Source organism: Pseudomonas sp. SZ40 (assembly GCF_052958135.1).
The window spans coordinates 92022-117386 of the sequence record NZ_JBQWIF010000001.1; the positions used below are offsets into that span (position 1 = coordinate 92022).

The 25365-nt window shown below is 64.1% G+C and carries 24 protein-coding genes; 9 read left to right on the forward strand and 15 right to left on the reverse strand.

Annotation, left to right across the window (positions count from 1 at the left end):
- Positions 1-110 precede the first annotated feature (110 nt).
- From ACT9T4_RS00430 to ACT9T4_RS00465, 8 genes are all read right to left on the reverse strand, one after another.
- Complete coding sequence (locus ACT9T4_RS00430; RefSeq protein WP_499115254.1) at positions 111-1205, reverse strand: DUF1513 domain-containing protein; 1095 nt, start codon at positions 1203-1205, stop codon at positions 111-113.
- 9 nt (positions 1206-1214) lie between these two features.
- Positions 1215-2276 (reverse strand): imelysin family protein, encoded by a 1062-nt coding sequence (locus ACT9T4_RS00435; RefSeq protein ID WP_179538902.1) that lies wholly within the window; start codon positions 2274-2276, stop codon positions 1215-1217.
- An 11-nt stretch (positions 2277-2287) separates the two neighbouring features.
- A complete protein-coding gene (locus ACT9T4_RS00440) occupies positions 2288-3706 on the reverse strand; it encodes a di-heme oxidoreductase family protein (protein ID WP_179538901.1) in 1419 nt (472 codons plus the stop codon).
- A gap of 300 nt (positions 3707-4006) precedes the next feature.
- A complete protein-coding gene (locus tag ACT9T4_RS00445) occupies positions 4007-5344 on the reverse strand; it encodes an imelysin family protein (RefSeq protein WP_179538900.1) in 1338 nt (445 codons plus the stop codon).
- 159 nt (positions 5345-5503) lie between these two features.
- The gene (locus ACT9T4_RS00450; RefSeq protein WP_042551803.1) at positions 5504-7567 is read right to left on the reverse strand and encodes a putative bifunctional diguanylate cyclase/phosphodiesterase; all 2064 of its coding nucleotides are present in this window, start codon (positions 7565-7567) and stop codon (positions 5504-5506) included.
- 295 nt (positions 7568-7862) lie between these two features.
- Entirely contained in the window at positions 7863-8444 is a 582-nt protein-coding gene (sodB, locus tag ACT9T4_RS00455) for a superoxide dismutase [Fe] (RefSeq protein ID WP_042551802.1), read from the reverse strand.
- A 201-nt stretch (positions 8445-8645) separates the two neighbouring features.
- Positions 8646-9485, reverse strand: a complete 840-nt coding sequence (locus ACT9T4_RS00460; RefSeq protein ID WP_042551863.1) for an EamA family transporter — start codon at positions 9483-9485, stop codon at positions 8646-8648.
- Positions 9486-9554: 69 nt separating this feature from the next.
- On the reverse strand, positions 9555-10157 hold the full coding sequence (locus ACT9T4_RS00465) for a LysE/ArgO family amino acid transporter (protein WP_042551801.1): 603 nt from the start codon (positions 10155-10157) through the stop codon (positions 9555-9557).
- 152 nt (positions 10158-10309) lie between these two features.
- On the opposite strand from ACT9T4_RS00465, the gene ACT9T4_RS00470 reads away from it, so the two are divergent.
- The 3 genes from ACT9T4_RS00470 (at position 10310) to ACT9T4_RS00480 (ending at position 13301) form a co-directional block, all read left to right on the forward strand.
- Positions 10310-11203, forward strand: a complete 894-nt coding sequence (locus ACT9T4_RS00470) for a LysR family transcriptional regulator ArgP (RefSeq protein WP_179538899.1) — start codon at positions 10310-10312, stop codon at positions 11201-11203.
- A gap of 61 nt (positions 11204-11264) precedes the next feature.
- On the forward strand, positions 11265-12251 hold the full coding sequence (locus ACT9T4_RS00475) for an NAD-dependent epimerase/dehydratase family protein (RefSeq protein ID WP_179538898.1): 987 nt from the start codon (positions 11265-11267) through the stop codon (positions 12249-12251).
- Between the two features lie 180 nt (positions 12252-12431).
- Positions 12432-13301 carry a hypothetical protein gene (locus ACT9T4_RS00480; protein ID WP_042551798.1) on the forward strand — a complete coding sequence of 290 codons (870 nt, stop codon included), beginning with the start codon at positions 12432-12434 and terminating at the stop codon, positions 13299-13301.
- A 278-nt stretch (positions 13302-13579) separates the two neighbouring features.
- Here the strand turns inward: ACT9T4_RS00480 and ACT9T4_RS00485 are convergent, their stop codons facing one another.
- Positions 13580-14629 carry an alkene reductase gene (locus ACT9T4_RS00485; protein WP_042551797.1) on the reverse strand — a complete coding sequence of 350 codons (1050 nt, stop codon included), beginning with the start codon at positions 14627-14629 and terminating at the stop codon, positions 13580-13582.
- A 92-nt stretch (positions 14630-14721) separates the two neighbouring features.
- Positions 14722-15033, reverse strand: a complete 312-nt coding sequence (locus tag ACT9T4_RS00490) for an ArsR/SmtB family transcription factor (RefSeq protein ID WP_042551796.1) — start codon at positions 15031-15033, stop codon at positions 14722-14724.
- Between the two features lie 156 nt (positions 15034-15189).
- Between ACT9T4_RS00490 and ACT9T4_RS00495 the strand changes: the two genes are divergently transcribed.
- Complete coding sequence (locus ACT9T4_RS00495) at positions 15190-15765, forward strand: acyl carrier protein phosphodiesterase (protein ID WP_042551862.1); 576 nt, start codon at positions 15190-15192, stop codon at positions 15763-15765.
- 56 nt (positions 15766-15821) lie between these two features.
- Here ACT9T4_RS00495 and ACT9T4_RS00500 read toward each other — a convergent pair whose 3' ends face one another.
- Positions 15822-16733 carry a GntR family transcriptional regulator gene (locus ACT9T4_RS00500; protein ID WP_499115016.1) on the reverse strand — a complete coding sequence of 304 codons (912 nt, stop codon included), beginning with the start codon at positions 16731-16733 and terminating at the stop codon, positions 15822-15824.
- 431 nt (positions 16734-17164) lie between these two features.
- On the opposite strand from ACT9T4_RS00500, the gene ACT9T4_RS00505 reads away from it, so the two are divergent.
- The gene (locus ACT9T4_RS00505; RefSeq protein WP_179538895.1) at positions 17165-18214 is read left to right on the forward strand and encodes an AbrB family transcriptional regulator; all 1050 of its coding nucleotides are present in this window, start codon (positions 17165-17167) and stop codon (positions 18212-18214) included.
- Positions 18215-18217: 3 nt separating this feature from the next.
- Here ACT9T4_RS00505 and ACT9T4_RS00510 read toward each other — a convergent pair whose 3' ends face one another.
- Positions 18218-18994: a lysophospholipid acyltransferase family protein gene (locus ACT9T4_RS00510; protein WP_499115017.1), complete on the reverse strand. Its 777-nt coding sequence runs from the start codon at positions 18992-18994 to the stop codon at positions 18218-18220.
- A gap of 120 nt (positions 18995-19114) precedes the next feature.
- Positions 19115-19873: an L-ornithine N(alpha)-acyltransferase gene (gene olsB / locus ACT9T4_RS00515; protein ID WP_042551792.1), complete on the reverse strand. Its 759-nt coding sequence runs from the start codon at positions 19871-19873 to the stop codon at positions 19115-19117.
- A 223-nt stretch (positions 19874-20096) separates the two neighbouring features.
- Between olsB and ACT9T4_RS00520 the strand changes: the two genes are divergently transcribed.
- Together ACT9T4_RS00520 and ACT9T4_RS00525 are read left to right on the forward strand one after the other, a co-directional pair.
- Positions 20097-20390 carry a hypothetical protein gene (locus ACT9T4_RS00520; protein ID WP_499115018.1) on the forward strand — a complete coding sequence of 98 codons (294 nt, stop codon included), beginning with the start codon at positions 20097-20099 and terminating at the stop codon, positions 20388-20390.
- 133 nt (positions 20391-20523) lie between these two features.
- Positions 20524-21681: a phospholipase D-like domain-containing protein gene (locus ACT9T4_RS00525; protein WP_042551790.1), complete on the forward strand. Its 1158-nt coding sequence runs from the start codon at positions 20524-20526 to the stop codon at positions 21679-21681.
- On the opposite strand, the gene ACT9T4_RS00530 is transcribed toward ACT9T4_RS00525, so the two are convergent.
- Together ACT9T4_RS00530 and ACT9T4_RS00535 are read right to left on the reverse strand one after the other, a co-directional pair.
- Positions 21656-22969: a sensor histidine kinase gene (locus tag ACT9T4_RS00530; protein WP_042551789.1), complete on the reverse strand. Its 1314-nt coding sequence runs from the start codon at positions 22967-22969 to the stop codon at positions 21656-21658. The genes ACT9T4_RS00525 and ACT9T4_RS00530 overlap by 26 nt on opposite strands.
- Before the next feature lie 302 nt (positions 22970-23271).
- Positions 23272-24363 (reverse strand): NADH:flavin oxidoreductase/NADH oxidase, encoded by a 1092-nt coding sequence (locus ACT9T4_RS00535; RefSeq protein WP_042551786.1) that lies wholly within the window; start codon positions 24361-24363, stop codon positions 23272-23274.
- Between the two features lie 53 nt (positions 24364-24416).
- Between ACT9T4_RS00535 and ACT9T4_RS00540 the strand changes: the two genes are divergently transcribed.
- Positions 24417-24752 carry an ArsR/SmtB family transcription factor gene (locus tag ACT9T4_RS00540; RefSeq protein ID WP_082045663.1) on the forward strand — a complete coding sequence of 112 codons (336 nt, stop codon included), beginning with the start codon at positions 24417-24419 and terminating at the stop codon, positions 24750-24752.
- Between the two features lie 157 nt (positions 24753-24909).
- The gene (locus ACT9T4_RS00545; protein WP_042551785.1) at positions 24910-25347 is read left to right on the forward strand and encodes a hemerythrin domain-containing protein; all 438 of its coding nucleotides are present in this window, start codon (positions 24910-24912) and stop codon (positions 25345-25347) included.
- Positions 25348-25365 lie beyond the last annotated feature (18 nt).

Genomic DNA, 25365 nt, shown 5'->3' on the forward strand with positions numbered 1-25365 from the left:
CCGCTTGTCGGAGGATAGCTGGCGTGGGCTGGTGGGCTGAAGCCCACCCTACGACCCTGTGCGGCTGTAGGGTGGGCTTCAGCCCACCACTGTCAAAGGTCTCTGGCCCGTCAGGCCAGGCGCAGGTGGTTGTCCCAGAGCCCTGCCGGGAGTTCCAGGGGCTGCATGGCGATGCGTTCGCTGCGGCAGTCGTACAGCCGGCAGCGGCCAATGCCAGCGCTGACCACGAAGCCATTTTCCACCGCGCCGACCCCCGCGCAATCGGGTAGCGAGGCATCCAGACGTACTGCGCCGCTGTCCAGATCCCAGATGAACAGGCGGTTGCCTCTGGGGGCGGTCATCGCCAGCAGGCGCAGGTCGCTGTGCACCGCCACGCTGGCGGTGTACTGGTTCATCATCTGGCGTTGCGCATCGGCCATCGGGAAGTGCTGGAACGGCTGGCCCGGACGCTTGATCGCCACCAGCGGCACAGCGTCCATGGCGTCGCCCATGTACTGCTGGCCGCTGACGATGGTGCCGTCTCTGGCCACGGCCAGGTGGCGCACGCTGTTCATCTGCTCGGGCAACTGCTCCTTGCTCTGCAGGGTGCCGTCGCGGGCCATCAGCACCAGGCTGGCTTCCATGGCATCGAGGTTCATTTCCACCCGGCTTTCCGCCTCGGTGCGGATGCCGCCGTTGGCCACCACCAGGGTTTCGCCATCCGGCATCCACAGCACCTGATGCGGGCCCAGGCCGTGGGTCGACAGTTCGTCGCGGCGTAGCAGGCGCTCGCCTTCCAGGCGGTAGGCGCCAAGTACGCCGCGACCGGGGTCGCGGGTATCGTTCTCGGTGGCGTACAGCCATTCGCCGTCCTTGTGGAATACCGCGTGGCCGTAGAAATGCCGGTCCTGCTCGCTGTGCAGGGTCTGCAGCAAGCGTCCGTCGCGGGTGTCGACCAGATAGCTCTCGGTGCTCGGTCGGCGCCCGACGAACAGCGCCATGGGCAGGTTCGGGTGGGGCACCACGTCGTGGCAGCGCTCGCTGACCTGCGTGGCGAATGCCCGCTGGCCGTCGAGCCGATAACCGACCGCGTAGTGCTTGCCACCTTCGTCGTTGCGTGCCGAGAGCAGCAGGGGCTGGCCGCCGTTGTGGCTCAGCTTCCAGCCGCCCACGGCACCGGCAGCGAGTACCGCGGCACTCAAGCCAAGAAAGGCTCTGCGTTTGATCGCCATGAGTCAGTCTCCGTCGTGGGCATTGAAGCCCAGTTGGATGCCCAGCGCCCGTGCCAGCTCGCCTTCGTGCAAGCGGTGCAGCACATTGAGGCTGTCGTAGAAGGCATTGAGGCTCTGCCGTCCGGCCTCGTCAGCCAGCAGTTCACCCAGTGGGCGTTGCAGGCCGGCGAGCTGCTGCCGGGTATCGGCGTAGGCGGCATCGATACGCTGCTTGAGCGCATCCTGATCGCTGCCCAGCAGGGCCTGGATACCGTCGTCCTTGGCGCCGCGCCAGAGTTGCTCGGCACCGCTCAGGGCAGCGCCGAGGTTGGCCAGGCTGGCCTGACTGCGCCAGGCTTCCGCCTGGTAGGGCTGCGGTACGCCCTTGCTCTGGCGGCCCAGCGGCGCGCCGAGTTTCTTCTTCAGGCCATCGATGGCGCTGACCTGGGTGCGCAGCAGATCGGAGATGGCCTCACCGGCTTCGGCATAGCGCTCGTTGGGAAAGGTCTTGTACTGGCTGAGTGCACCGGCCTGGTCCTGCCACTGCGTCAGCACGGTGTCCGCCAGGGCCTGCTGATGCTCGCCGATGGCCACCAGCAGCGGGCAGTAGCGCGCCTTCTGTTCGGCATTCTGCAGATCGATCTCCGCATCGAAGATCAGGTACTCGTAGGCGGTAAGCCCCTGGACGACGACGCTGGCTTTCTCCAGGTCGGCGGCGTTCAACTGCGGCTTGCCGTTGACCAGCGCCTGAACCTGGCGGGCCACCAGGTTCTTCTTGTCCGGCCAGAACTGCACCTGCCAGGCGCGATTGCCTTCGGCAAGCGGCCCTACGGCCAGCGGCTGCAGGCTGGCCCAGGCACTCTGCGCGGTAAGGAACGCCTGGCGAGCGGCAGGCAGATCTTCATTGCCTGCGCAGAACGACCTGGCGCTGCTGGCCAGGCTGCTATCGGCTTCCTTCCACGTGATGTGCGCGGGCAGCAGTACGCCTTCGGCCAGCGCGGCACTGACCGTGGCCTGCGGATCGGCAGGTGAACAGGCGGCCAGAGTCACGCCCAGCAGGGCGATGGTCAGCGGAGAACGGATCATGCGCGGCTCCTTTACAGTGAGTTCAGAAAGGCCAGAAGCGCGGCGCGCTCCTCGCTGGAAAATGTCAGCACCTGGCGTTTGGCGGCTTCGGCTTCGCCACCGTGCCAGGCAATCGCTTCGAGCAGGTTGCGAGCGCGACCGTCGTGCAGGAACTGGGTGTGGCCGCTGATCGTCTCGGTCAGGCCGATGCCCCACAACGGCGCGGTGCGCCATTGCCGACCGCTGGCGCGGAATTCGCTGCGACCATCGGCAAGGCCCTCGCCCATGTCGTGGAGCAGCAGGTCGGTGTAGGGGCGAATGGTCTGGTTGGCCAGCTCCAGCTCGGCCGCATCGGCGGCAGTCACGAAGCTTGGCGTGTGGCAGCTCTGGCAGCCAGCGCGATGGAACAGGGTCTTGCCTGCCAGCACCTGGGCGTCTTCGGACTTGCGACGAGCTGGCACGGCGAGGTTGCGGGTGTAGAACAGCACCATCTTCATGATGTTGTCGCTGACCTCCGGTTCGCCACCGTGGGCCGCCTCGCGGCAGGCGGCTTGCGCATCGGTGCACTGGTCGTGCGGCACGACGTTGCTGGTCAGGCCCATGTCGTGGGCGAAGGCGTGGGCGTTCTGCTGATTCAGGCTCGGCTGCCCGGCCTTCCAGCCGAAACGGCCGAGCACGGTTTTCTTTTGCACATCGTCCCACACCCAGTTGGGCTGCCCGGCGATGCCGTCACCATCGCGATCCTCGGGGTCGGCGTTGGCCAGGATGGCCTCCTGTGCAATCGCCTCGAGCAGGCCGAGGCCGATCATCGGTGGGGCGACCCGGGCCGAAAACTGCGTGTCCGGATGCATCGGCCCGTAGCCGAGCTGGCTGATGTTCAGCTGCGGCTTGCGCAGCTCGATGCTGTAGCCGTCGTCGAACTGCACGCTGTGGGTGCTGTACTCGACGCGCACCTTGCCTTCGGGCGCTACGCCGGGATTGGCCATGTCCTGCAACTGCGCGCCGTACTTCGGTTCCGGCAGCACCCCCTGGCGCTCGATGATCCACTCGTCCGCGCTGTCGGCAGGAATCGACAGGCGCACCAGCATCGATACGGCGTTGACGCTGCCGGGCTCGGGAGGGTGACCACGGCCATCGCGGATGTGGCAGTTCTGGCACGCATTGGTGTTGAACAGTGGGCCGAGACCGTCCCGGGCGGTGGTGGTGGACGGCGCGATCACCCAGGGGTTGCGGAAGAAACTGTTGCCCACGCTGAAATCCAGACGACGTTCGGCCTTGAGGTTGGCGGAGGGCAGGGAGAACGCGTTGTGGTCGCTGCGCGATACCGTGGCCGTGCCGCCGGAAAGCGCTTCGCCAGGCTCTGCTTCGGTGAAGCGCGGGGACTGGTCACACGCCGCCAGGCTGAGGGCCAGGCCCAACAATGGCAGCAAACGACCGGATGGCGCAGGCATCGACAGAGTCCGTGACAGGAAAATCAAGGGCGGGAATCTTAGCAGCCTATGCAGCTTTAAATAAGATGGATTTGCATGTGCAGCGCTCAAAACTACCTGCGTTGTCATCGCTGCGTTAAAAACCGGCTGAAAATGCATTTACCCTCGTAAATTCCGCTCTTTCGCCTGTTCTTGCCTTGCACGGACCTCCTCGCCAACGTTTTTAGAGGTGCCCCTATCTTGATGGTATCCGGCGCAGAAACGAAAAAGGCCGATGCGAGGTGAGTCGCATCGGCCTGGTCTACGCCTGAGGTTCTGGAATCAGAACTCGTGGTCGGCGGTATCCGGGTTCAGATCGCTGATGCCCAGTTTGCCAGCCGCCTGCTCGATGGCACCGGTCTGCTTGACCAAGGCGGCAATGGCGTCGCGCACCAGTTGCTGACCTTCGGCGTTGTCGGCAGCGATCAACTGGTCGAAGTGCTGACCCTTGTTGGCACTGTCGACCAGGGCCTGCAGCTTGGCTTCGGTGGCTTCCAGGTCGGCCTTCAGGGTGGTGTCGGCGGCGGCGTCCGCCTTGGCGACCAGCGACGACAGGCTCGGGCCAGTCAGGCTGGTGCCGTCGACCTTCTTGTACTCGCCCAGGTAGACGTTGCGAATGCCCTTGCCGTTGTAGAAGTGCGAGTTGTGCGTGTTGTCGCTGAAGCAGTCGTGCTCGTCTTCGGTGGAGTTGGCTTCCAGCGCGACCTTCATGCGTTCGCCGGCCAGCTCACCGAGGGACAGGCTGCCCATGCCGAAGAGGATCTTGCGCAGACCGTTCTCGGCCGATTCGCTTTCCAGGGTGGCGCGGTAGTTGTCGGCAACGCCGGCTTTCCACTGGCCAGCCATTTCGTCGAGGTCGGCGACCAGCAGTTCGGTGGCGGCCTTCAGGTACGCACGACGACGCTCGTTGTGGCCGCCGGTGGCGCCTTCACCGACCACGTAGTCGGTAGCCGGGCGCTCGCCTGCGCCTGGGCCGGTGCCGTTCAGATCCTGGCCCCAGAGCAGGAATTCGATGGCGTGGTAGCCGGTGGCGACATTGGCTTCGGAACCGCCCAGCTCGTTCAGGCTGGCGAGCAGGTCCGGGGTGATTTCGGTGACGTCGAGCTTGTCTTCGCCGACCTGGATCTCGGTGTTGGCGATGATGTTGGCGCTGGCGCCCGGGTTGCCCAGCGCGTGCTGGTAGTCCGCGGCGACGTAGTCGATCAGGCCTTCATCCAGCGGCCATGCGTTGACCTGGCCTTCCCAGTCGTCAACGATGGTGTTGCCGAAGCGGAACACTTCGCTCTGCATGTAGGGCACGCGTGCGGCCAGCCAGGCTTCGCGTGCAGCCTTGAGGGTTTCCTCGTTGGGGGTGGCAAGCAGGGCGTCGATGGCGGTCTGCAGCGTTTTTGCGGTGCTGGCGGCGTCGTCGAACACGGCCGACGCGATGTCGGCATAGTGCTTGACCACGGCCTGCGCAGCGGCTTCGTCGAAGGCGCCGGCTGCTGCTGGTGCACTGCTGGTGCTCGCTTGCGGAGCCGGGGCGGCGGCTTGATTGGCAGGCGCTTTGTCTTCACCGCAGCCCGCGAGGGCAATGGCGATTGTCAGCAGGCTGGCAGAGGCCAGGGGCATACGAATCATGACGAAATCCTTTGCGTGTTAATGGGGAGCGCGCGTGGTCGTCCACGCGAGCTGCAACATAATGCGAAAGATTTGCATTTTACGCAAAGGCTGGATGTGCTACTGCCCGTTCCGAGCCCGGATAATCGCGCTCAGGCTCGATTCAGAGCGGCGCGTGCCTCAGAGCGTTGCCGGATTCACGCGGTGCTGCGCGCGGCTGGACTGCTTGAGGTACTGGGTCAGTTCGCGGGCCGGCAGCGGCCTGCTGTAGTAGTAGCCCTGACCTTCATGACAACCCTGAGCGATGATGTAGGCCTCCTGTTCGGCGGTCTCCACGCCCTCGGCGATGACCTGCATGCCCAGGCTCTTGCCGAGCTGGATGATGGCGCGAACGATGGTGGCGTCGTCCTCGTCCTCGAGCAGATCCTGCACGAAGCTCTTGTCGATCTTGATCTTGTCCAGCGGCAGGCTCTTCAGGTAGCTGAGCGACGAGTAGCCGGTGCCGAAGTCGTCGATGGCGATCAGCGCTCCGGAGCGACGCAGGCTGAGCAGGTGCTGGGCGGCGGTGCTGATGTCTTCCATCAGGCCGGTTTCGGTCACTTCGAGTTCCAGGCTGCGGGCGGGCAAGCGGTACATCTGCATCAGGTTGTTGACCACCCGTGGCAGCTCGGCGTGGTGCAACTGCACGGTGGACAGGTTGACCGCCATGCGCAGGTCGCCGTAGCCCTGATCATGCCACTCGCGAAGCTGACGGCAGGTCTGATCGAGCACCCACTCGCCGATCGGGATGATGCTGCCGTTCTGTTCGGCCAGCGGGATGAACAGGTCCGGCGCCACCAGCCCGTGTTGCGGATGCTGCCAGCGCAGCAGCGCCTCTACGCCCACCACGCGGTGATCGCTGAAGCTGATCTGCGGTTGGTAGACCAGATGCAGCTGATCCTGCGCGAGAGCCTCGCGCAAATCCTTCTCCAGCTCGCGGCGGCGGCGCATCTCGCTGTCGACGCTGGCGATGTAGAACTGGTAGCGGTTGCGTGAGCGGCTCTTGGCCAGGGTCATGGTCTGTTCGGCTTTCTGCAGCAGCTTCTCGGGGCTGTCGCCGTCTTCCGGAAACAGCGTGATGCCGATGGTCGCGCGCAACTGCACCAGGTGGTCGTCGAGGGCGAACGGCGCCTCCAGGTCGTCCAGCACGCTTTGCGCCAGCTCCGCAGCCTCGTAGGGCTGCTCGATATCGGCCTGCACCAGGGCGAACTGGTCGCCGCCCAGGCGGGCCAGGGCGCCCAGCCGTCCGCTGTGGCTGCGCAGGCGATCGGAGAGGGCCAGCAGCAACTGGTCGCCGGTCTGGTAACTGAACTGCTCGTTGATGCCCTTGAAGTCATCCAGCCCGACGCACAGCACGGCAACCCGACGCTGCAGACGCCCGGCATCCTCGAGGATCTGCTCGAGCTGCTGCTGCAGTTGCTGGCGGTTCGGCAGGCCGGTCAGGAAGTCGTACTGGGACATGCGCTGCAGGCTGTTCTCGGCTTCGCGGCGCAGGTGGGTATTGCGTTCGATGGAGGCGAGCAACTGGTTGGCGGTGTTGATCCACAAACCGAGCTCGTTCTTCTCGTTGCCGGCGAGCATGGGCAGCTTGTTCTCGCTGGGGCGATCCGGGTTGATGCTGCTCAGGTGTTCGATGATCTTGGCCAGCGGCTTGGTCAGCAGCCAGTAGTAGACGAGGTACAGCACCAGGCCCATGGCCAGTGCACGCAGTACCCCAGAAATGAATATGATCACCGAGTTGGTGATGAAGCTCTCACCGTACAGGGCGGTGTCGAGGGTGATGTTCAGATCGCCGTAGTATTCGTTGTAGGGTTCGCGGCCCACCAGGCGGATGGTGAAATCCTGCTCCTCACCGAGAATCGGGTCGGTCAGCCAGCGCACGGACGGCTCGGCCAGGGGCCGGCTTCTTTCCGCCAGCATTTGCTCGCCCGGGTGACCGATCGAGGCATGGCGCACCGATTCATGCTGGAACAGGCCCTCGACGACCTGCATGCCCATCTCGCGGTCGAGGCTGTAGACCGCCTGGGTCGAGGGGTCGCGGAACATGCCGAGGATGCGCTGGGCATCGCTGGTGATCGAATGGCGGGTCTTGTAGATATCGAACACGATCTGGCCGAGGCTCAGCACCACGCCAACGGCAAGCGCGGACAACAGCACGACGCGAAGCAGTTTCACGGACAGACTGTGCTTGAGTTCCAGCTTCAAATGGCAGTTCCTTGTGCGATACCGGGCGCCGGATAGGGGTTGAGTATTGGCAAAGTCGCGGTAGCAGTCAAAGGCCAGTGCTGCACGGCGTTCATCCAATAGTGCCGGTTTCCCGCAGCACCTGCATTGTTTCGGAGGCCGCCCTCAAGTCTTGAGTACCGTCCGTCGATCCCGACGCCTGTGCCGCGCACCGCAATATGCACCCTGCAGACGAAAAAATGCCCCCCTGACTCGCGTCGGGAGGGCATCCCTATCATGCAGCACGTTCGCTTGCAGGCAAGCGTGACGTCAGGGATCAGGCGGCGAAGTTCTTCGCCACGAAGTCCCAGTTGACCAGGTTCCAGAACGCCTCGACATACTTCGGACGGACGTTGCGGTAGTCGATGTAATAAGCGTGTTCCCACACATCGCAGGTCAGCAGCGGAGTATCGCCTGCGGTCAGCGGGCAACCGGCGCCGATGGTGCTGGCCAGTGCCAGGGAACCGTCAGCCTTCTTCACCAGCCAGCCCCAGCCAGCACCGAAGGTGCCGATGGTGACCTTGCTGAACTCTTCCTTGAATTTCTCGAAGGAACCGAAGGATTTTTCGATGGCCGCGGCCAGCTCACCAGTCGGTTGACCGCCGCCGTTGGGGCTCAGGCAGTTCCAGTAGAAGGTGTGGTTCCATACCTGGGCCGCGTTGTTGAAGATGCCGCCGGAGGAAGTCTTGACGATTTCTTCCAGGCTCTTGCCTTCGAACTCGGTACCGGGCACGAGGTTGTTCAGGTTCACGACATAGGTGTTGTGGTGCTTGTCGTGGTGATACTCCAGAGTTTCCTTGGAGATGTGCGGCTGCAGAGCATCATGTGCATAAGGCAGCGGCGGCAATTCGAAAGCCATGGTTATTCTCCTAATCAGGTCAGTTGCGATGAGCGCAAGGCCGATCACGGGCGGCCAAACATGCGTCGGCGGATTTATACCCTTTGCGACGCAGGGCAGGGATCATAGCACCGGGGCTACCGCATAACCACGCAGCAACTGTGCGGGAAAGCGGTGCTAGAGCCTTCGTCGGCAATCGCGCCGATCCTGCTTCGCAGCGACTCAGGCGAGCTTCATGGTCGCCACGCCGGCGAGGATGATCAGGCAGGCCAGCAGGCGAATCGGCGGCAGGCTCTCCTTCAGCCACAGGCTGCCGATGAGCAGGGCAAACACCACGCTGGTCTCGCGCAGGGCCGATATCAGCGCCACCGGGGCCTGGGTCATCGCCCAGATGACGATACTGTAGGCGAACATCGACATGGCCCCGCCGAGCAGCCCGGCCTTCCAGTGCGGGCCCAGTTCGGCAACGATGCGAGGGCCGCGTTGGCCGAGAATGATCAGCGCCATCACCAGGCCGTTCACGGCGAACAGCCACAGCGAATAGGACAGCGGGTCGCCATTGGCGCGGGCACCGCTGGCGTCGGACAGGGTGTAGCCAGCGATGAACAGGGCGGTCATCAGCGCGCTGAACAGCAGGCCGCCGTTGGCTTTGCCGCTGCCACCCCGGACCGCCATCAGCCAGATGCCGGCGACCAGCACCGCCAGGCCGAGCAGTTGCCCGGCAGGCAGGACTTCACCCAGCAGCAGTACCGAGAGGCCTGCCACCAGCAATGGAGAGCTGCCCCGGGAAATCGGATAGACCTGGCCCAGGTCGCCATATCGGTAGGCGCGGCTGAGAAAGACGTTGTAGCCGATGTGCAGGATTGCCGAGAGCACGATCCATGGCCAGGCCGCGGCATTCGGCATCGGTACGAACGGCAGGGCCAGCAGCGCGACGGTCCCGGCGCCGATCTGGATCAGCGAAGCGGTGAGAAAACGATCCAGACCTATTTTCAGCAGCGCGTTCCAGCCTGCATGCAGAGCCGCCGAAGCGATGACCATGAGAAAGACGCTGGTTTCCACGAAGGCTCCGGCAGATTTCGACAAGGGCCGCAGCATAGCACCTGGCCCGGTCCCGAAGCCCTTCCTGGGTCAGAGCGGGCTGGCGATCAGTTGCCAGGCAATCGCGAACATCATCGCGGCGACGATCAGGTCGATGATTCGCCAGGTCAGCGGCCGAGCCAGCCACGGCGCCAGCCAGGCCGCGCCGAGCGCCAGGCACATGAACCACACCAGCGAAGCACTGGCGGCACCTGCCGCGTAAGCCTCGGGGACGCTCTGCTGGGCGCCGAGGGAGCCGATCAGCAGCACGGTATCCAGGTACACATGGGGGTTGAGGAGCGTCACCGCCAGGGTCGCCAGCAACACCGCGCGCAGCGAGCGAGGCGTGTCGCCCTGTACCTGAAGGGCATTCGGCCGGCAGGCACGCCGCAGCGCCTGAGCGCCGTACCAGAGCAGAAAGGCCGCGCCGCCCCAGCGTGCGACGCTCAGCAGCAATTCGCTTTGCGCCAGCAGGGTGGCCAGGCCGAATACGCCCGCGCTGATCAGCAGGGCATCGCAGACGATGCACAGCAGCGCCACCGGCAGATGATGTTCGCGGCGCAGGCTCTGGGCGAGGACGAACGCATTCTGCGCGCCGAGGGCGATGATCAGGCCGGCTGTGATCGCCAGGCCGTTGCTGTAGCTCTGCCACATGATCAGTACGTCCTTGCTGGAGTGATGAAAACCGAATTGCCGGGATCCGACATGAGCGATGCATCCTGAATAGGGGAGGGATGGCTATCAGTCTGCGGCGATTGCTTGTATAAGAAAAAGCAATATTGCTGATCGCTCATTAGGAAAATCGATTGCTCGATTACAAGTTGCTGGCCGCCCTTGCCGCGGTCGTCGAACAGGCTGGCTTCGAGCGCGGTGCCCAGGTCCTGGGGCTATCGCAATCGGCGGTCTCCCAACGCATCAAACTGCTGGAAGCGCGCATCGGCCAGCCGGTGCTGCTACGCGCCATGCCACCGACGCCCACCGATGTCGGCCGACGCCTGCTCAACCATGTGCAGCAGGTGCGCCTGCTCGAGCGCGATCTGCAGGAGCAGGTGCCGGCCCTGGAGGCCGATGGTGAGACCCAGCGGCTGCGCATCGCCGTCAACGCCGACAGCCTGGCCACCTGGTGGGCGCGGGCGGTGGCGGACTTCTGTGCCCGCCACCGCGTGCTGCTGGAACTGGTGGTCGAGGATCAGGAAGTGGGCCTCAAACGCATGCGCGCCGGTGATGTGGCGGCCTGCGTGTGTGCGGCCGAGCGCCCGGTTTCCGGCGCTCGCAGCCTGCCGCTCGGTGCCATGCGCTATCGGGCCATGGCCAGCCCGGCCTTCGTCACTCGCCATTTTCCCAACGGCGTGACGGCCGAGCGCCTGGCCCATGTGCCAGCGATCGTGTTCGGCCCGGATGACCAGTTGCAGCACCGCTACCTCAATGAGCTGGGTATCTCGGGCAGCTTTCTGCATCACCTGTGCCCATCGTCGGAAGGCTTCCTGCGGCTGACTGCCGAGGGCCTGGGCTGGGGCATGGTCCCCGAGCCGCAGATGCAGGAGGCGCTGGCCAGCGGTGAGCTGGTCGAACTGCTCGCCGACCGGCCCATCGACGTGCCGCTGTACTGGCATCACTGGCGCAATGGCGGCGAGCTGCTCGACCGCCTGACCGGGCATTTGCATCGCCATGCAGGTGATTATCTGGTGCCAATCACGTGAGCGGTCTGCAGCGACACCGCGCCAGGCTTTATAGTGCGCCGACGAGCGAGCGGAGGACGTGATGAAGATTCTGGTCACCGGAGCAAGCGGTTTCATTGGCGGGCGCTTTGCCCGTTATGCCCTGGAGCAGGGCCTGGACGTGCGCGTGACCGGGCGCCGAGAAGACGCCCTGGAGCATCTGCTGCGCCGTGGCGCGCACTTCATGCCCGGCGACCTCAACGACCCGGAGCTGGCCCTGTCGCTGTGCAGCGACGTCGAGGCCGTGGTGCATTGCGCGGGTGCCGTGGGTGTCTGGGGGCGCTACGAGTATTTTCATCGCGGCAACGTCCTGCTCACCGAAAACGTCATCGAAGCGTGCCTCAAACGCCGGGTTCGGCGACTCGTACACCTGTCGTCACCGTCTATCTATTTCGATGGGCGCGATCATGTCGGTCTGCGTGAAGAGCAGGTGCCGAAGCGTTTTTCCAGCCACTATGCGCGTACCAAGTTTCTCGCCGAACAGCGCGTGTTCGGTGCTCAGGAGTTTGGCCTGGAAGTGGTTGCCCTGCGTCCGCGCTTCGTCACCGGGGCAGGCGATGTGAGCATTTTCCCGCGGCTGATCGCCATGCAACGCAAGAAGCGCCTGGCGATCATCGGCAATGGCCTGAACAAGGTCGACTTCACCAGCGTGCACAACCTCAACGAGGCCCTGCTCAGCGCCTTGCTGGCCGCCGGTCCGGCCCTGGGCAAGGCCTACAACATCAGCAATGGCGCAGCGGTGCCGCTCTGGGATGTGGTCAATTACGTGCTGCGCCAGCTGGAGATGCCGGTGGTCACCCGGCATGTCCCGGTCGGCCTGGCACGCAGCGTGGCGACCCTCAACGAGGGGCTCTGCAGCCTGTTGCCGGGGCGCCCCGAGCCGTCGCTGTCACGGCTGAGCGTGGATGTGATGAGTCGCAACTTCTCGCTGGACATCAGCCAGGCGCAGCAGCACCTGGATTACGAAGCCAGGGCCGGCTTGTGGCCAGCGCTCGACGAGTTCTGTCGCTGGTGGCGGGCTCAGGGGTAGCTCCAGGTTTCTGCACGGCAGGGCGCTGCGGAACCTGATGGGTATCCGGTGGGTCTTTTTGCGCAATACGCCCGCCGCGGTGCCGCCATTTCCTGACGGCACGACACCCAAGCGCCACGTGCGAATCGGTATACTGCGCGGCAATTTGCCTCCACCGTGGTTTTCTCAAGGTCTCCCTACATGCGTAACGATGCCCACGACGAATTCGATGACGTGCCCAGCCTGACGCCGGATCGCCGCGATCAGGACGATTTCGACCCCGAGCCGCAGCCCTATGCCCGTGCCGCTGCTCCTGGCAAGGCCGCTGTCGCACCCCGTGCAGCCAGCACCGGCCCGCTGTGGGCACTGGTGGGTGCGCTGAGCATCGCGCTGGGCGCCGTGGGCTGGTGGAGCTTCCAGCAGATCAACCTGATGGAGCAGCAACTGGTCGCCACGCAGGAAAGCTTCGCGCGTATCAGTGAAGAAGCGGCTGGCCGCATTCAGGACATCTCCGGCAAGGTGGTTGCAGCCGAATCCAACGTCACCACCGGCAGTGAGGCCCTGCGCCTGCAAGTGCGTCAGCTGGAAGGCAAGGTTGCCGAACTGACCAAGCAACAGCAGGCCGCTGGTGGCCAGCAGAGCGGGCAGGACAAGCGCATCGAGCAATTGATCGCCGACCTCAAGGCCCAGCAGGGTGACACGGGCAAGTACGACGAGAGCCTCAAGACCCTCGGTAGCGAGCAAGGCTCGCTGAAAAGCGAATTGGCTGCCGTGAAAAGCGAATTGGCCACCCTGAAGAGCGCCCAGGCGGATGCCGGCAAACTGGCGACTCAGGTAAGGAGTCTGGCGGGTGACATCGAGGCACTGAAGAAGGCTGGCAACTCCAACGCCGCTGTTGATCGCCTGGAGCAGGATCTGCTGGTGCTCAAGAGCCAGATGGACAATCGCCCGGCGGCCAGCAGTGGCAGCAGTACCGCCGAGTTCGACGCGTTCCGCGCGCAGACCACGCGCAGCGTCAACACGCTGCAGGCGCAAATCCAGAACTTGCAGCAGCAGATCGACGCGCGCTAAGGGCGATCTGCTGCGCGTCGGCCCTGCGGCGTTGAAAACAGGCTTGGACAGCCGCTCGCGGCTGACGCGCTTTAGCGCGGCCCGAAGGGTGAGCGAAGCGAGTCATGCTCATGTACACCAGTACACTGCGCTTGCTCGCCTGGTTTTGTGGGGCGCCTGGCCCTTGCAGGTTTCTAGCTCGCTAGACCGTAAGTGCAACTGCGATTTGCCATTTTAGAGAATTGCCAGCCAACAAAAAGCCCGCGTGAGAACGCGGGCTTTTTGTTGCGCGGCGTAAGTTACAGGCGCGGGTAGTCGATATAGCCGACCGGGCCCGAGCCGTAGAAGGTCTCGCTGTGCGCTTCGTTCAGTGCGGCGCCCTGGCGCAGGCGTTCCGGCAGGTCCGGGTTGGCGATGAAGGGCACGCCGAAGGCCACCGCATCGGCCTTGCCGCTGGCCAGCCAGGCATTGGCCTGATCCTTCGAGAAGCGCTCGTTGGCGATGAATACGCCGCCAAAGGCTTCTTTCAGGCTCGGCGACAGGCTGTCATCGGCTTCCCGCTCGCGAGCACAGAGAAAGGCGATGTTGCGCTTGCCGAGTTCGCGAGCCACGTAGGTGAAGGTTTCCGCGCGGTTGGAATCGCCCATGTCATGGCTGTCCGCGCGGGGCGCCAGGTGCACGCCGACACGGCCCGGTTCCCAGACGCTCAGCACGGCATCGGTGACTTCCAGCAGCAGGCGCGCACGGTTTTCCAGGGAGCCGCCGTAGTTGTCGGTGCGCTGGTTGGTGCTGTCCTGCAGGAACTGGTCGAGCAGGTAGCCATTGGCGCCGTGGATTTCCACGCCGTCGAAGCCGGCAGCCTTGGCGTTTTCCGCGCCCAGCCGGTAGGCCTCGACGATATCGGCGATCTCTTCGGTTTCCAGGGCACGTGGGGTCACGTAGTCCTTCATCGGGCGAATCAGGCTGACATGCCCGGCGGGCTGGATGGCGCTGGGGGCCACCGGCAGTTCGCCGTCCAGGTACGACGGGTCGGAAATCCGCCCCACGTGCCAGAGTTGCAGAACGATCTTGCCGCCATTGGCATGTACCGCCTTGGTCACGCCGCTCCAGCCGCGCACCTGGTCGTCGGACCAGATGCCGGGGGTATTCGGGTAGCCCACGCCCATCGGTGTGACCGACGTGGCTTCGCTGATGATCAGCCCGGCCGATGCGCGCTGTACGTAATACTCGGCCATCAGCGCATTGGGCACACGACCTTCGTCGGCGCGGCAGCGGGTCAGCGGGGCCATGATGATGCGGTTGGCGAGTTCCAGATCGCCGATCTTGATGGGGTCGAACAGTGTGGTCATGGTCAGGATCCTTGGGTCATTCGCTCGGAACGGGTTGATGTACGGGTGTGCGGTTGGAAAAGATCGGCAAGGTGGCGATCCGCGCCGGAGAATCAGAGTGCCTGGCCGATCTGGCGCAGGAAGGCATCGATGGTTGCGTCGTTGCGTTTGAAGAAATTCCACTGGCCGACCTTGCGGCTGGTCACCAGACCGGCACGCTGCAAGGTGGCCAGATGTGCCGATACCGTGGATTGCGACAGGCCCGTGCGCTCATCGAACTTGCCGGCACACACGCCGATGTCGAAGGTGTGATCCGGCTGGGCGAAATACGCCTCGGGCTCCTTGAGCCAGCGCAGGATGTCCCGGCGCACCGGGTGGGCCAGGGCCTTGATGACGTCATCCAATTCGATGTCGTCGCTGCTCATCGGTTCTCCTGATATCGGTGCAACGCAATATCGCGATACAGCGAACTCTATATCGGGACTTGGCGATATACAGATCGTTCAGGCAGATAATGCATATCGACCGGTGTGATGGGCGGCATCTCGCCAGTGGCAGGCCCAGGCCTTAAGCTGCCGGACATGAACTACCTCGCACATCTGCATCTGGGCGGAAACGCGCCCGCCGAACTGCTCGGCAGCCTGTACGGCGATTTCGTCAAAGGGCCGCTGACCGGACAGTGGCCGGCTACCATCGAAGCGGGCATCGCGTTGCACCGGCGAATCGACGCCTTTACCGACAGCCATCCGCTGCAGGCCCAGGCCCGGGCGCGCTTTCCCGCAGAGCGCCGCCGGGTCGCCGGGATCTTCCTCGATCTGTTCTTCGACCATTGCCTGGCGCGGGACTGGCAGCGTTACAGCGAGCAGCCGCTGGATCGCTTTACCACCCGCGTTTACCAGATACTGGCCGCCGAGGCGCAGTTGCCTGGCCACTTGCAGTACATGGCGCCGCGTATGGCCGCTCAGGATTGGTTGGGCAGTTATCGGGATTTCGAGGTGCTTGGCCAGGTGATCGCCGGCATGTCGCGTCGCCTGTCGCGGCCTGGCTTGCTGGATGGCGGGCTGGACGACTTGCGCCGTCTGTACGAGCCCTTGAGCGAGGACTTCCGCGCGTTCTACCCGCAGCTCATGGCCTTCGCCCGCGAGCAGCGGGGCTAGGGTCTGTTGACGTTTCAGCGCGAGCCGAAGGGCCGTGGGCGAAACCTCAACACACCCTAGTCTTCGTTCTGCAGGCCGAGTCGTTCGAGCAGGGCCGGGTTGAGCTTGTTGCGTCTGGCACCTTCCAGGTGCGCACGCAGGCGGTCAGCGGCACCGAGGCGGTCGCCGCGTTCGATCAGGTCGAGAATTTCCAGATGCTCCAGTACCTGCTTGCGCCGCGTCGGCCTGGGCAGGTCCACGCTGTATTCGACCAGGCGGCGCAAGCCATTGAGGCGTTTCAGCGATTGCAGCAGAAAGCGGTTGCCGGAAAAGCCGGCGAGTATCTCGTGGAATTTCGAATTGGCTTCGAACAGTTCCTGGGTGGTCATGCTCAGGTAGCCGGTCGTGGCGATGTATTCCTGTTGCTGGCGACACAGCGCCAGTACCTTCTGGTCGACCTGAAAGGTCGGTGAGAGCAGACCGGCCGGCTCGATGGTGACCCTGAAACTGAAGCTTTCCTCGTAGGCCTCTATCGAATCGATCACCGGCAGCATGCGCCAGCCCTGGCCCGTGCGCTGTTCGGCCCAGCCTTCCTGCTGCATGCGCAGCAGCGCCGAGCGCAGTTCGGTGCGCGATACACCGAACTGGCGCATCAGGTCGATTTCGCTGACGTGCTCCGGGAGCTGCCGTGACAAACGCAGCTCGACGAATTTCATGTACACCGAATTCTCTTCGGCTTCGGCAATCTCCAACACCAGATCGTTGAGGTCGTCGGCTGCCCGGGCCAGGAAGAAGCCTCGGTTGCGGTCGTGCTTGAGCATGCCGCGCTCGGTGAGATGGTTCAGGACGAACTTCACCGGCGTGCGTGAGGTGTTCAGGGTCTGCGCCAGATGGGACTCCGCCAGGTGATGGCCAACGGGCAGGCGCTCGTGGCGGACGTAGGCGATGACCTCGCGGGCAACGCGTTTCTGCAAGGCGGTGAGAACCATCGGGGTGTTGTTTTCCTGAGCCATTACGGTGGGCGTCGAGTCTCGTCCGGGACACTGTCGAACTGGCCGATTTCAGCAGCCAGGCGCTGCATTCTGCTACGTAATCCGCTGCGCGCAAAGATGCTGCAGCGCTTCGTTACGATAAACGAATATTGTTTTTTGTTTGAATTAAGATCAATATTGCATTCCCTGAGTAACCGATGAGTATCGCTTTGGCGGGCTTTCATCTGGTTTTTTCGGTGATCGGATGAGCTGCGTGACGACAAAGAGCATACGCGTTGTGTCGCCTCCGATTCTCTCCAGCGCCCATCGACGCTCGATCAGCCACGTCGGCTGATCCGATCGCTCCGCATGAGCTGGCTTTTTTCGCGGTGCGCCACTCGACGTGGCGTTATCGCGGTACTGCAGTCGTATCCATCCAAGGGAAAACAATGTTCAAAGGCCACTGGCTGAATTACCTGGGAACGCCCCTGGTTGGCGCGATCGGAGCCGTGATCGCCAGCGCCATCGGCTGGCCGCTGCCCTGGATGATCGGCTCGCTGGTCGCCGTCATCCTGGTGCGCTGTGCCACGGCCTGGCAGCTGCGACCATTTCCCGGAGGCCGCAAATTTGGTCAGTGGATCATCGGTATCGGTATCGGTTTGCACTTCACCCCGGCACTGGTCGGGCAGATCGCCGGGCACCTGATACCTATCGTCATCGGTGCGTTGATCACCGTGCTGAGCAGCATCATCGGCGTGTGGTTCATGCGCCGAACCGGGGAAACCATGGCGACCGCGTACTTCTCGAGCATGCCTGGCGGCTCCGGAGAAATGGTCAACCTGGGCGCGCGCAATGGTGCCGAGCTGACCCGCGTCGCGGCGGCGCAGAGTCTGCGGGTTGTTGCGGTGGTATTGCTGGTACCGGCGCTGTTCAAGTTTCTGATGGGCGAGGGTGAGGTTCACCTGCACGCGTCCAACCCCGACTGGCCCTGGCTGGCGATGATTCTGCCACTGGCGGGGGGCGCCGGTTGGCTGCTGCAGCGGCTCAAGCAGCCCAACCCCTGGCTGTTCGGGCCACTGCTGATCAGCGCGCTGTTCAGCATTGGTTTTGACCTGAGCAGCACCCTGCCTGCTGGCGCCAGTCAGGTCGGACAATTGATGATCGGCAGCGCATTGGGCTGTTTCTTCAACCGTGCTTTCTTCCGCTACGCGCCGTCCTTCCTGGCCCGCACGCTGGTCACCACCCTGGCGATGATGCTGGTGGCGTTCCTCGCTGCCGTGCTGATCGGCTGGGTGAGCGGCTTGGACTTCCAGTCCCTGACCCTGGGCATGATGCCGGGCGGCATCGCCGAAATGAGCCTGACCGCGGAAACGCTGCAACTGGCGGTACCGCTGGTGACCGCCATGCAAGTGATCCGCCTGTTCCTGGTGTTGTTCCTTGCCGAACCGATTTTCAGGCGCTGGCTGCGCACGGAAAATCAGGCGCTGGCAAAGTCGTGAGCCTCATGCCGCCTGCGCGGCATCCTGGCTTTGGTCCGCGCCGTACAGCGCGGCATTGACGGCTGCCTGGGCGCGACGGGCCAGTTCGTTTCGGTTGCCCGAAGTGCTGTCGATCGGCTCCAGCAACTGGATCTGCACCTCGGCGACATCGCTGCTCATCAGGCGCAGCAGGTGCGAGAGCATATCGTCGTCACCGATGAAGGGCGCCACGGGGCAGCGCTTACCGTCGCGCAGGTAGCGGATGGCCACAGGCTGCAGCGCAATGCCGCTTTCGATGGCGCTGCTCAGCAAACGGCCGTGGAACGTGCGCAGTGCCGTGCCATCGCAGGTGGTGCCTTCCGGGAAGATCAGCAGGTGCCTGCCGCCGTTCAGGTGGCGGCCCAGCTGCTGATTCAGCAATCCGCCATCTCCCGCACCCCGGCGGATGAACAGCGTACCGGCCTTGTGTGCCAGCCAGCCGGCTATCGGCCAGGTGCGTACTTCGGCCTTGGACAGGAACGACAGCGGCGCCAGCATGCCGATCAGCGGAATGTCGGTCCAGGAAATGTGATTGCTCAGCCACAGCATGGGTTTTTGCGGCAACTGCCCGCTAACGCTGACCCGAAAGGGCAATGCGTTGCTCAGGCGCGCCATGAACCAGCGGGTCATGCGCTGGCGCAGGCCCGTCAGGTCACGGCGGGTCAGCCGTTCGATGGGAACCAGCGAGGCGGCGAGCAGGGTACCTGCAGCGATCACCACCAGCAGGCGGATCAGACGCACATACAAACGCAGTTTATTCATAGGCGGTTTCTGACCTGCAGGGCGGTGGGTGGACGCGTACGCTGGTCGCAGCCGTGAGCCATTGGCGGCAACCTGCGGCGCATTATCTACCGCGCTCGGCTGCCGCCAGCAAGTTTTCACTCAGACCGCCGCCTTGAAATGCCGCGCATAACGCGGGCACAGCTCGTCACGCTTGAGCAGGATGAACACGTCAGCGACCTGAAAATCCTTGTCCCAGCACGGCTCGCCACACACCTTCGCGCCCAGACGCATGTAAGCCTTGAGCAGTGGCGGCATCTCGGCGATGACGTTGCCGGAAAGCTCCAGGGCAGGCAGCGGCGTTTTCGGCTCCGCACGCAGGTTTTCGGTGCACAGGTGGCGCTCGCGCAGGCGCTGCATGATCGCTTGCGCCTGGATGCCGCCGTCCTGCATGGGGATGCTGGCGCAGCCCATCAGGTAGCGATAGCCGCCCTCGTTGAGCACTTCGGCCAGCTCGGCCCACAGCACGGCGATGGTGCCGCCGTTGCGGTACGCGCTGTCCACGCAGGTGCGGCCGATCTCCAGCACCGGACCTTGCAGGTGGCGCAGGCCATGCAGGGCGAATTCTTCTTCGCTGTAGAAACGGCCGAGGCCGGCTGCGGCCTGATGGTCGAGCAGGCGCGTGGTGGCCACCAGCTCGCCGCTGTTCAGGTCGCGCACGCCGATGTGCTGGCAGTGCAGGTCGTAGTCGTCCATGTCCAGGCCCAACTCGGCGCCTTTCAGTTTGGCGTCGAACTCGGCGCTGAACACACGAAAGCGCAGGGCCTGTGCTTCGCGCAGGGCGCGCGAGGTGGTCAGGCGTTCTGCCTGCAGGCGACGGGGAGTGGTGCTGCGCGCGGGTGCCATGGCGTTCTGGGTCATGCCTTACCTCCGTTGCGGTCGGGGCAGCGTTGCTGCGCACTCGAACCGGATTGGCCTGCTGACCTGAGCAAACTCAGGAAACAATTGCAGGCTAGGCAGGGCGGGTGTCACCACTGTGAAGCTTCGATGATGCTTGTGTGACAGGGGCGACCAACGATCAGGTTCAGTCTTTGCGCAACCTTGCTTACCATAGGCGCCCGATAGTTCTTGAGCGTGTGCGCGGATGTTCTTCGTCAGAAACCTGGCTGTGCCCTTCATCCTCATCATCGGCGGCGCGATCCTGATGATGGCTCTGGTGCTGTTGTCGCAGCAGGGGGCTGCGCTGGCATCCTGGGCGCCGACCGTGCGGGCGCTTTTTCCCTGGATGACCCTGCTACCGGCGGGCGGGGCCTTGTGGGCTGTGCAGCGCCTCCTGCAGATCTGGCGTTGGCGCCGCGGCACCCTGAACGGCGACTGCCAGCGCTGCACGGGAGTGATGGTGGGAGGCCGCTGTCGGATGTGCGGCCAGCGGCAGTGATGCACGAGCCCCATGGCAGCCTTTGGGTGGCGCTTTGCAAGGCGCTCGCGGGCGGCTATCGTGGCGCATCCCTAGCCCTCGGCCGAAATGCCATGCGCCCGTCGTCCTACCTTTTGCCCGCTGAGAACGATTGATGTCCGGTCAGGTATTTCCCTGGCGGGAAGGTAATCGCTTCACCCTGCTCAACGATGGCCCTGCCTTTTTCCCGCGGATGATCGCGTGCATCGACGCGGCCCGGGAAACGGTCGAGCTCGAGCAGTATCTGGTGGTCAGCAGTGCCTGTACCGACGCGCTCTTGCGTGCCCTGTGCGAAGCCGCACGGCGGGGCGTGGTGGTGCGCTGTCTGTTCGACGCCTTCGGCTGCCAGGGGCTTGGCCAGCAGGACCGGCAATCGATGCTCGATGCCGGTATACAGCTGCGCTGGTACAACCCGATACGCTGGCGCCGCGGGGCGCGCAATCTGTACCGTGATCACCGCAAGCTGCTGGTGGTCGACGACCGGGTCGCCTTCGTCGGTGGAACCGGTTCTACCGATGAGTTCTGGACGCCCAGCGAACCGGTAAGCGCCTGGCACGAAGTGATGGTGGAGATCGACGGGCCGCTGGTGGCCGACTGGTTGCAGCTGTTCGACCGTCAGTGGCAGGCCAACAATGCGCGTTTCGCCTGGCGCCCTTACCTCACGCCGCACCGCAAGCCGCTACCCCACCTGCCGTCCGCCGGAGCGGGCTGGGGCAGGGTGGCCTACGCCGATGCCCGCCAGCACCGCGATATTCTGCAGTCGTTGATCCGCGCCCTGAATGGCGCGCAGCAGCGCGTATGGCTGGCCACACCCTATTTTCTGCCTACCTGGAAAGTGCGCCGTGCTCTGCGCAAGGCCGCGGCGCGGGGCGTCGACGTTCGCTTGCTACTCAGTGGCCGGCACACCGACAACCCACCCGTGCGCTTCGCCGGTCAGCGTTATTACCCGCGATTGCTCAAGGCCGGTGTGCGTATCTTCGAATTCCGCCCGCGGTTTCTGCATCTGAAGATGGTGCTGGTGGACGACTGGACAAGTGTCGGCTCCTGCAACTTCGACCACTGGAACCTGCGTTTCAATCTGGATGCCAACGTCGAGACCCTGGATGCGGATTTCACCGAGGCGGTGCAGCGGAGCTTCGAAGTCGACTTCCCGCAGAGCCGTGAGGTCGACCTGCAGATGTGGCAGGCGCGACCGTTCTGGAAGCGTCTGCGTCAGCGCCTGTGGGGCTGGCTGGATCGTCTGGTGGTCAACCTGCTCGACCGACGGCGCTGATGCGGCCCAGCACTCGCAGGTAGAGGTTCATGGTGGTGCCGGCGCCTGGCGCCGTTTCGACACGCACGTCACCGCCGGTGTCGTTGGCGAAATCACGCGCCTGGGCCAGCCCCAGCCCGGTTCCCTGGCCCGCCTGCTTGGTGGTGAAGAACGGGTCGAACACCTTGCTCGCCAGTTCCTCGGACATGCCCGGGCCAGTGTCCCTGACGCTGAGCACCAGGTAGGTGCCGTCGCCCAGCAGCGAGTCCCCCGAGACCTGTTGCTGGCGCGTGGCGATCTGCACCTGACCGCGGCCTTGCATGGCGTCGCGGGCGTTGCTGAGCAGGTTGAGCACCACGGCCTGCAGTTGCACCTCGTCGCACATCACCGCCACGTCTCTGGCCGCCAGGTCGAAGCTCAGTTCGATGGCATCGCCCAGGGTGCCAGCGAACAAGTCACGGGATCTTTCGATGCGTTCGCTGATATCGACGCAGGCCAGCTCCGGGCCGTCCTGGCGCACGTTGGCCAGCAACTGGCGGATCAGCATGCCACCTTGCTCCACCGCTTGCAGGCCGGTCTGGCAGAAACGCTCCACGTCCGCCGGTCGACGGGCACGCAGATGAGCCATCTGCAGGCTGGCACTCAGCACTTGCAGCAGGTTGTTCACATCATGGGCGATGCTCGCCGTGAGCATTCCCAGAGAAGACACGCGCCGCGCATGGCGCAGCGATTCTTCAGCCTCGCGGTGTTGAGCCTGAGCCTGCTGCAACTGCACGATCAACTCACCGGCTCGCTGTTCACGCTGCACTTCGAGCAGACGCAACTGCAGCAGCGCTGCGGTTTGCCGTGCCAGCGCCTGTAGTGCAACGCGCTGCGCCGCGCTGAGCGTACGTGGTCGTGTGTCGATCACGCAGACGGTTCCCAGTGGGTGGCCCGCATCGGTACGAATCGGCGCACCTGCGTAAAAACGGATGTAGGGCGGGCCGAGTACCAGAGCACTGTGCTGGAAGCGCGGATCCTGGCTGGCATCCTCCACGACGAGCAGTTCCTCGGGCTCGAGAATCGCATGGGCACAGAACGCCAGATCGCGATGGGTCTCACTGACCTCCAGGCCGATGCACGCCTTGAACCACTGCCGCTCGCGGTCGACCAGTGACACCAGAGCGATCGGTGTTTCGCACAGGGTGGTCGCCAGTTGCACCACATCATCGAAGCCCTGCTCCGGAGCGGAGTCGAGAACCTCGAGGTGTTCCAGAGAAAGAACACGTTCTTCCTCATCGAGCGGGAAGGGGGCAGGGCGATGGGGCATCGGAGGTACCGCAGGCAGGGAATGGCCGCATCATGCGCTGTGCCGCCGATGAACGGCAAGCAACTTGTGAGGTGATCGGGCGCGCTTGTTTTCGGCCTTGCTGGCGGAGTCACAGGCGGGCTTTCGGTGATTGCGAAACCACCCGGAGGAAACCGATTTGGAGGGACAAAGAGTCGGAGCCAAGCGGCAGCGGTCAGAAACCTCATCTTGAAAGCGGCAAAGCCGGCCAGGGATATTGGCCGGCTTCGCCGCTTTCGAATCAACTACCTGGCGTCGCAGCCGGGCGACCGCGCTATCGCCGCTTAGCGGTAGCGTTCCAGCCAGTGGGCGTAGGGGGCTGGCAGTGTCCAGGAGGCGTTGTCGACACCCAGTTCCTTGGCGGCGAAGTACGGCCAGTGCGGGTCGGCCAGGTGGGCGCGGCCGATGGACACCAGGTCGAGGTGGCCGGCCTTGACCGCTTCTTCGGCCAATTGCGGCGTACCGAAGCCCCAGGCGGAGGTCACCGGCAGGTCGGCCTCGCGGCGTACGCGTTCGGCGATGGGCCCCATGAAGGCCGGGCCCCATGGAATGTTGGTGTCGGGGATGGTGAAGCCGACGCTGACGCTCAGCAGGTCCAGACCGCCCGCCTTGAAGCGGCGGGCCAGTTCGATGGATTCTTCGAGGGTCTGCTCGTCACGGCCGTCGTATTCGAGCACCCCGAAACGAGCGGTCAGCGGCAGGTGCTCGGGCCAGACTTCGCGCACGGCAGCGAGGGTTTCCAGCAGGAAGCGGCTACGGTTGTCGAAGCTGCCGCCGTAGGCGTCGGTGCGCTGGTTGGAGTGCTCGGAGAAGAAGCTCTGGCCCAGGTAGCCGTGGGCGAAGTGCAGTTCGATCCATTCGAAACCGGCGTCACGGGCGCGGCGGGCCGCGTCGACGAAGTTCTGACGTACCCGGGCGATGTCTTCCAGGGTCATGGCGCGCGGCACTTTCGGCAGGTTGGCGCCAAAGGCGATGGCGGATGGCGCGATGGTTTCCCAGCCGCGTGAATCGTTATCGGCGATGTGGTCGTCGCCTTCCCATGGGCGATTGGCGCTGGCTTTGCGGCCAGCGTGGGCGATCTGGATGCCTGGCACCGAGCCAGCGGCCTTGATTGCTTGCACCACCGGGACGAATGCCTGGGCGTGCTCGTCGCTCCAGATGCCGGCGCAGCCGGGGGTGATGCGGCCTTCCGGGGCAACGGCGGTAGCCTCGACGACCACCAGGCCGGCGCCGCCACGGGCCATGCCAGCGAGGTGAACGTGGTGCCAGTCGTTGATGATGCCGCCGTCGGCCATGTACTGGCACATCGGCGGGATGGCGATGCGGTTGCGAAGGGTGACGTCTTTCAGCTTGAAGGGTTCGAACAGCGCAGACATGGGCTAACTCCAGATTGATTCGTTCGTTACTGTTGTTCGATCATAATCGAACTATGGCAATTGTCGATAGCCCCGTTATCATGTGCACCATGCGCCCCTTCAAACATCCCGATCCCCGTGACCTGACACTCGAGCGTCTGTTGTACGCCCTGAGTGACCCCGTTCGCCTGGAGATCGTTCGCTGCCTGGCCGGTGTGGCGGAGGCCACTTGTGGTGAGCTCGATGGCGGCCGCCCGAAGTCCAGCATGTCTCACCATTTCAGGGTGCTGCGTGATGCCGGTCTGGTGCATACGCGCAACATCGGTACCACGCACATGAACTCCTTGCGCAGCGCCGAGCTGGATACGCGCTTTCCCGGGCTGCTGACCGCCATCCTTTCGCAGCACTGATACACCACTCACACCCACTGCTTTTTGTCCTGCTGCATGTGCCGGTGGGCTCGGTCGCGCGCGTTTATTGGTTGAACCACGATTTTGCCGCCTCGGTCTGACTCTGCAGATGGCCTCGAAAGGCCACGGACAATCCGTAACCTGATGAGAGAACCCCATGCAGATATTCGAAGCATTGCGAGAAAGCCACGATCGCCAGCGGGCCATGGCCGAGGCGCTGGTCGCCACCCAGGGCGATTCGCCAGAGCGCGCCCAGTATTACCGTGAGCTGAAAGAGGAGCTTCTCGCCCATGCGCGAGCGGAAGAGCGGTTCTTCTACTCGCCGCTGATGAAGCACGACTCCGGTGTCGATCTTTCGCGCCACGGTGTCGCCGAGCACCACGAGATGGACGAACTGCTGGAGACCCTGGAAGAAACCGATCCTTCCAGCCCTTCGTGGATCGCCACCGCTCGCAAGCTGAAGGAGAAGATCTTCCATCACCTGGAGGACGAGGAACACACCTTCTTCCAGCAGGCCGGCAAGATGCTCACCCAGCAGCAGAAAACCGCGCTGGCGAGCGACTACGTCAAGGACTACGAGGACGCTCTGGGCTGAGAGCGGTTTGCCGCGCGA

What these genes read in the sequence shown, in the direction of transcription:
- ACT9T4_RS00525 (WP_042551790.1), top strand. Translation starts at nt 20,524, where the DNA reads ATGTCCGGTCAGGTATTTCCCTGGCGGGAAGGTAATCGCTTCACCCTG.
- ACT9T4_RS00445 (WP_179538900.1), bottom strand. Translation starts at nt 5,344, where the DNA reads ATGATTCGTATGCCCCTGGCCTCTGCCAGCCTGCTGACAATCGCCATT.
- ACT9T4_RS00530 (WP_042551789.1), bottom strand. Translation starts at nt 22,969, where the DNA reads ATGCCCCATCGCCCTGCCCCCTTCCCGCTCGATGAGGAAGAACGTGTT.
- ACT9T4_RS00490 (WP_042551796.1), bottom strand. Translation starts at nt 15,033, where the DNA reads ATGAGCAGCGACGACATCGAATTGGATGACGTCATCAAGGCCCTGGCC.
- ACT9T4_RS00495 (WP_042551862.1), top strand. Translation starts at nt 15,190, where the DNA reads ATGAACTACCTCGCACATCTGCATCTGGGCGGAAACGCGCCCGCCGAA.
- ACT9T4_RS00465 (WP_042551801.1), bottom strand. Translation starts at nt 10,157, where the DNA reads ATGTGGCAGAGCTACAGCAACGGCCTGGCGATCACAGCCGGCCTGATC.
- olsB (WP_042551792.1), bottom strand. Translation starts at nt 19,873, where the DNA reads ATGACCCAGAACGCCATGGCACCCGCGCGCAGCACCACTCCCCGTCGC.
- ACT9T4_RS00480 (WP_042551798.1), top strand. Translation starts at nt 12,432, where the DNA reads ATGCGTAACGATGCCCACGACGAATTCGATGACGTGCCCAGCCTGACG.
- ACT9T4_RS00520 (WP_499115018.1), top strand. Translation starts at nt 20,097, where the DNA reads ATGTTCTTCGTCAGAAACCTGGCTGTGCCCTTCATCCTCATCATCGGC.
- ACT9T4_RS00540 (WP_082045663.1), top strand. Translation starts at nt 24,417, where the DNA reads ATGGCAATTGTCGATAGCCCCGTTATCATGTGCACCATGCGCCCCTTC.
- ACT9T4_RS00535 (WP_042551786.1), bottom strand. Translation starts at nt 24,363, where the DNA reads ATGTCTGCGCTGTTCGAACCCTTCAAGCTGAAAGACGTCACCCTTCGC.
- ACT9T4_RS00545 (WP_042551785.1), top strand. Translation starts at nt 24,910, where the DNA reads ATGCAGATATTCGAAGCATTGCGAGAAAGCCACGATCGCCAGCGGGCC.
- ACT9T4_RS00435 (WP_179538902.1), bottom strand. Translation starts at nt 2,276, where the DNA reads ATGATCCGTTCTCCGCTGACCATCGCCCTGCTGGGCGTGACTCTGGCC.
- ACT9T4_RS00485 (WP_042551797.1), bottom strand. Translation starts at nt 14,629, where the DNA reads ATGACCACACTGTTCGACCCCATCAAGATCGGCGATCTGGAACTCGCC.
- ACT9T4_RS00500 (WP_499115016.1), bottom strand. Translation starts at nt 16,733, where the DNA reads ATGGTTCTCACCGCCTTGCAGAAACGCGTTGCCCGCGAGGTCATCGCC.
- ACT9T4_RS00440 (WP_179538901.1), bottom strand. Translation starts at nt 3,706, where the DNA reads ATGCCTGCGCCATCCGGTCGTTTGCTGCCATTGTTGGGCCTGGCCCTC.
- ACT9T4_RS00475 (WP_179538898.1), top strand. Translation starts at nt 11,265, where the DNA reads ATGAAGATTCTGGTCACCGGAGCAAGCGGTTTCATTGGCGGGCGCTTT.
- sodB (WP_042551802.1), bottom strand. Translation starts at nt 8,444, where the DNA reads ATGGCTTTCGAATTGCCGCCGCTGCCTTATGCACATGATGCTCTGCAG.
- ACT9T4_RS00510 (WP_499115017.1), bottom strand. Translation starts at nt 18,994, where the DNA reads ATGAATAAACTGCGTTTGTATGTGCGTCTGATCCGCCTGCTGGTGGTG.
- ACT9T4_RS00505 (WP_179538895.1), top strand. Translation starts at nt 17,165, where the DNA reads ATGTTCAAAGGCCACTGGCTGAATTACCTGGGAACGCCCCTGGTTGGC.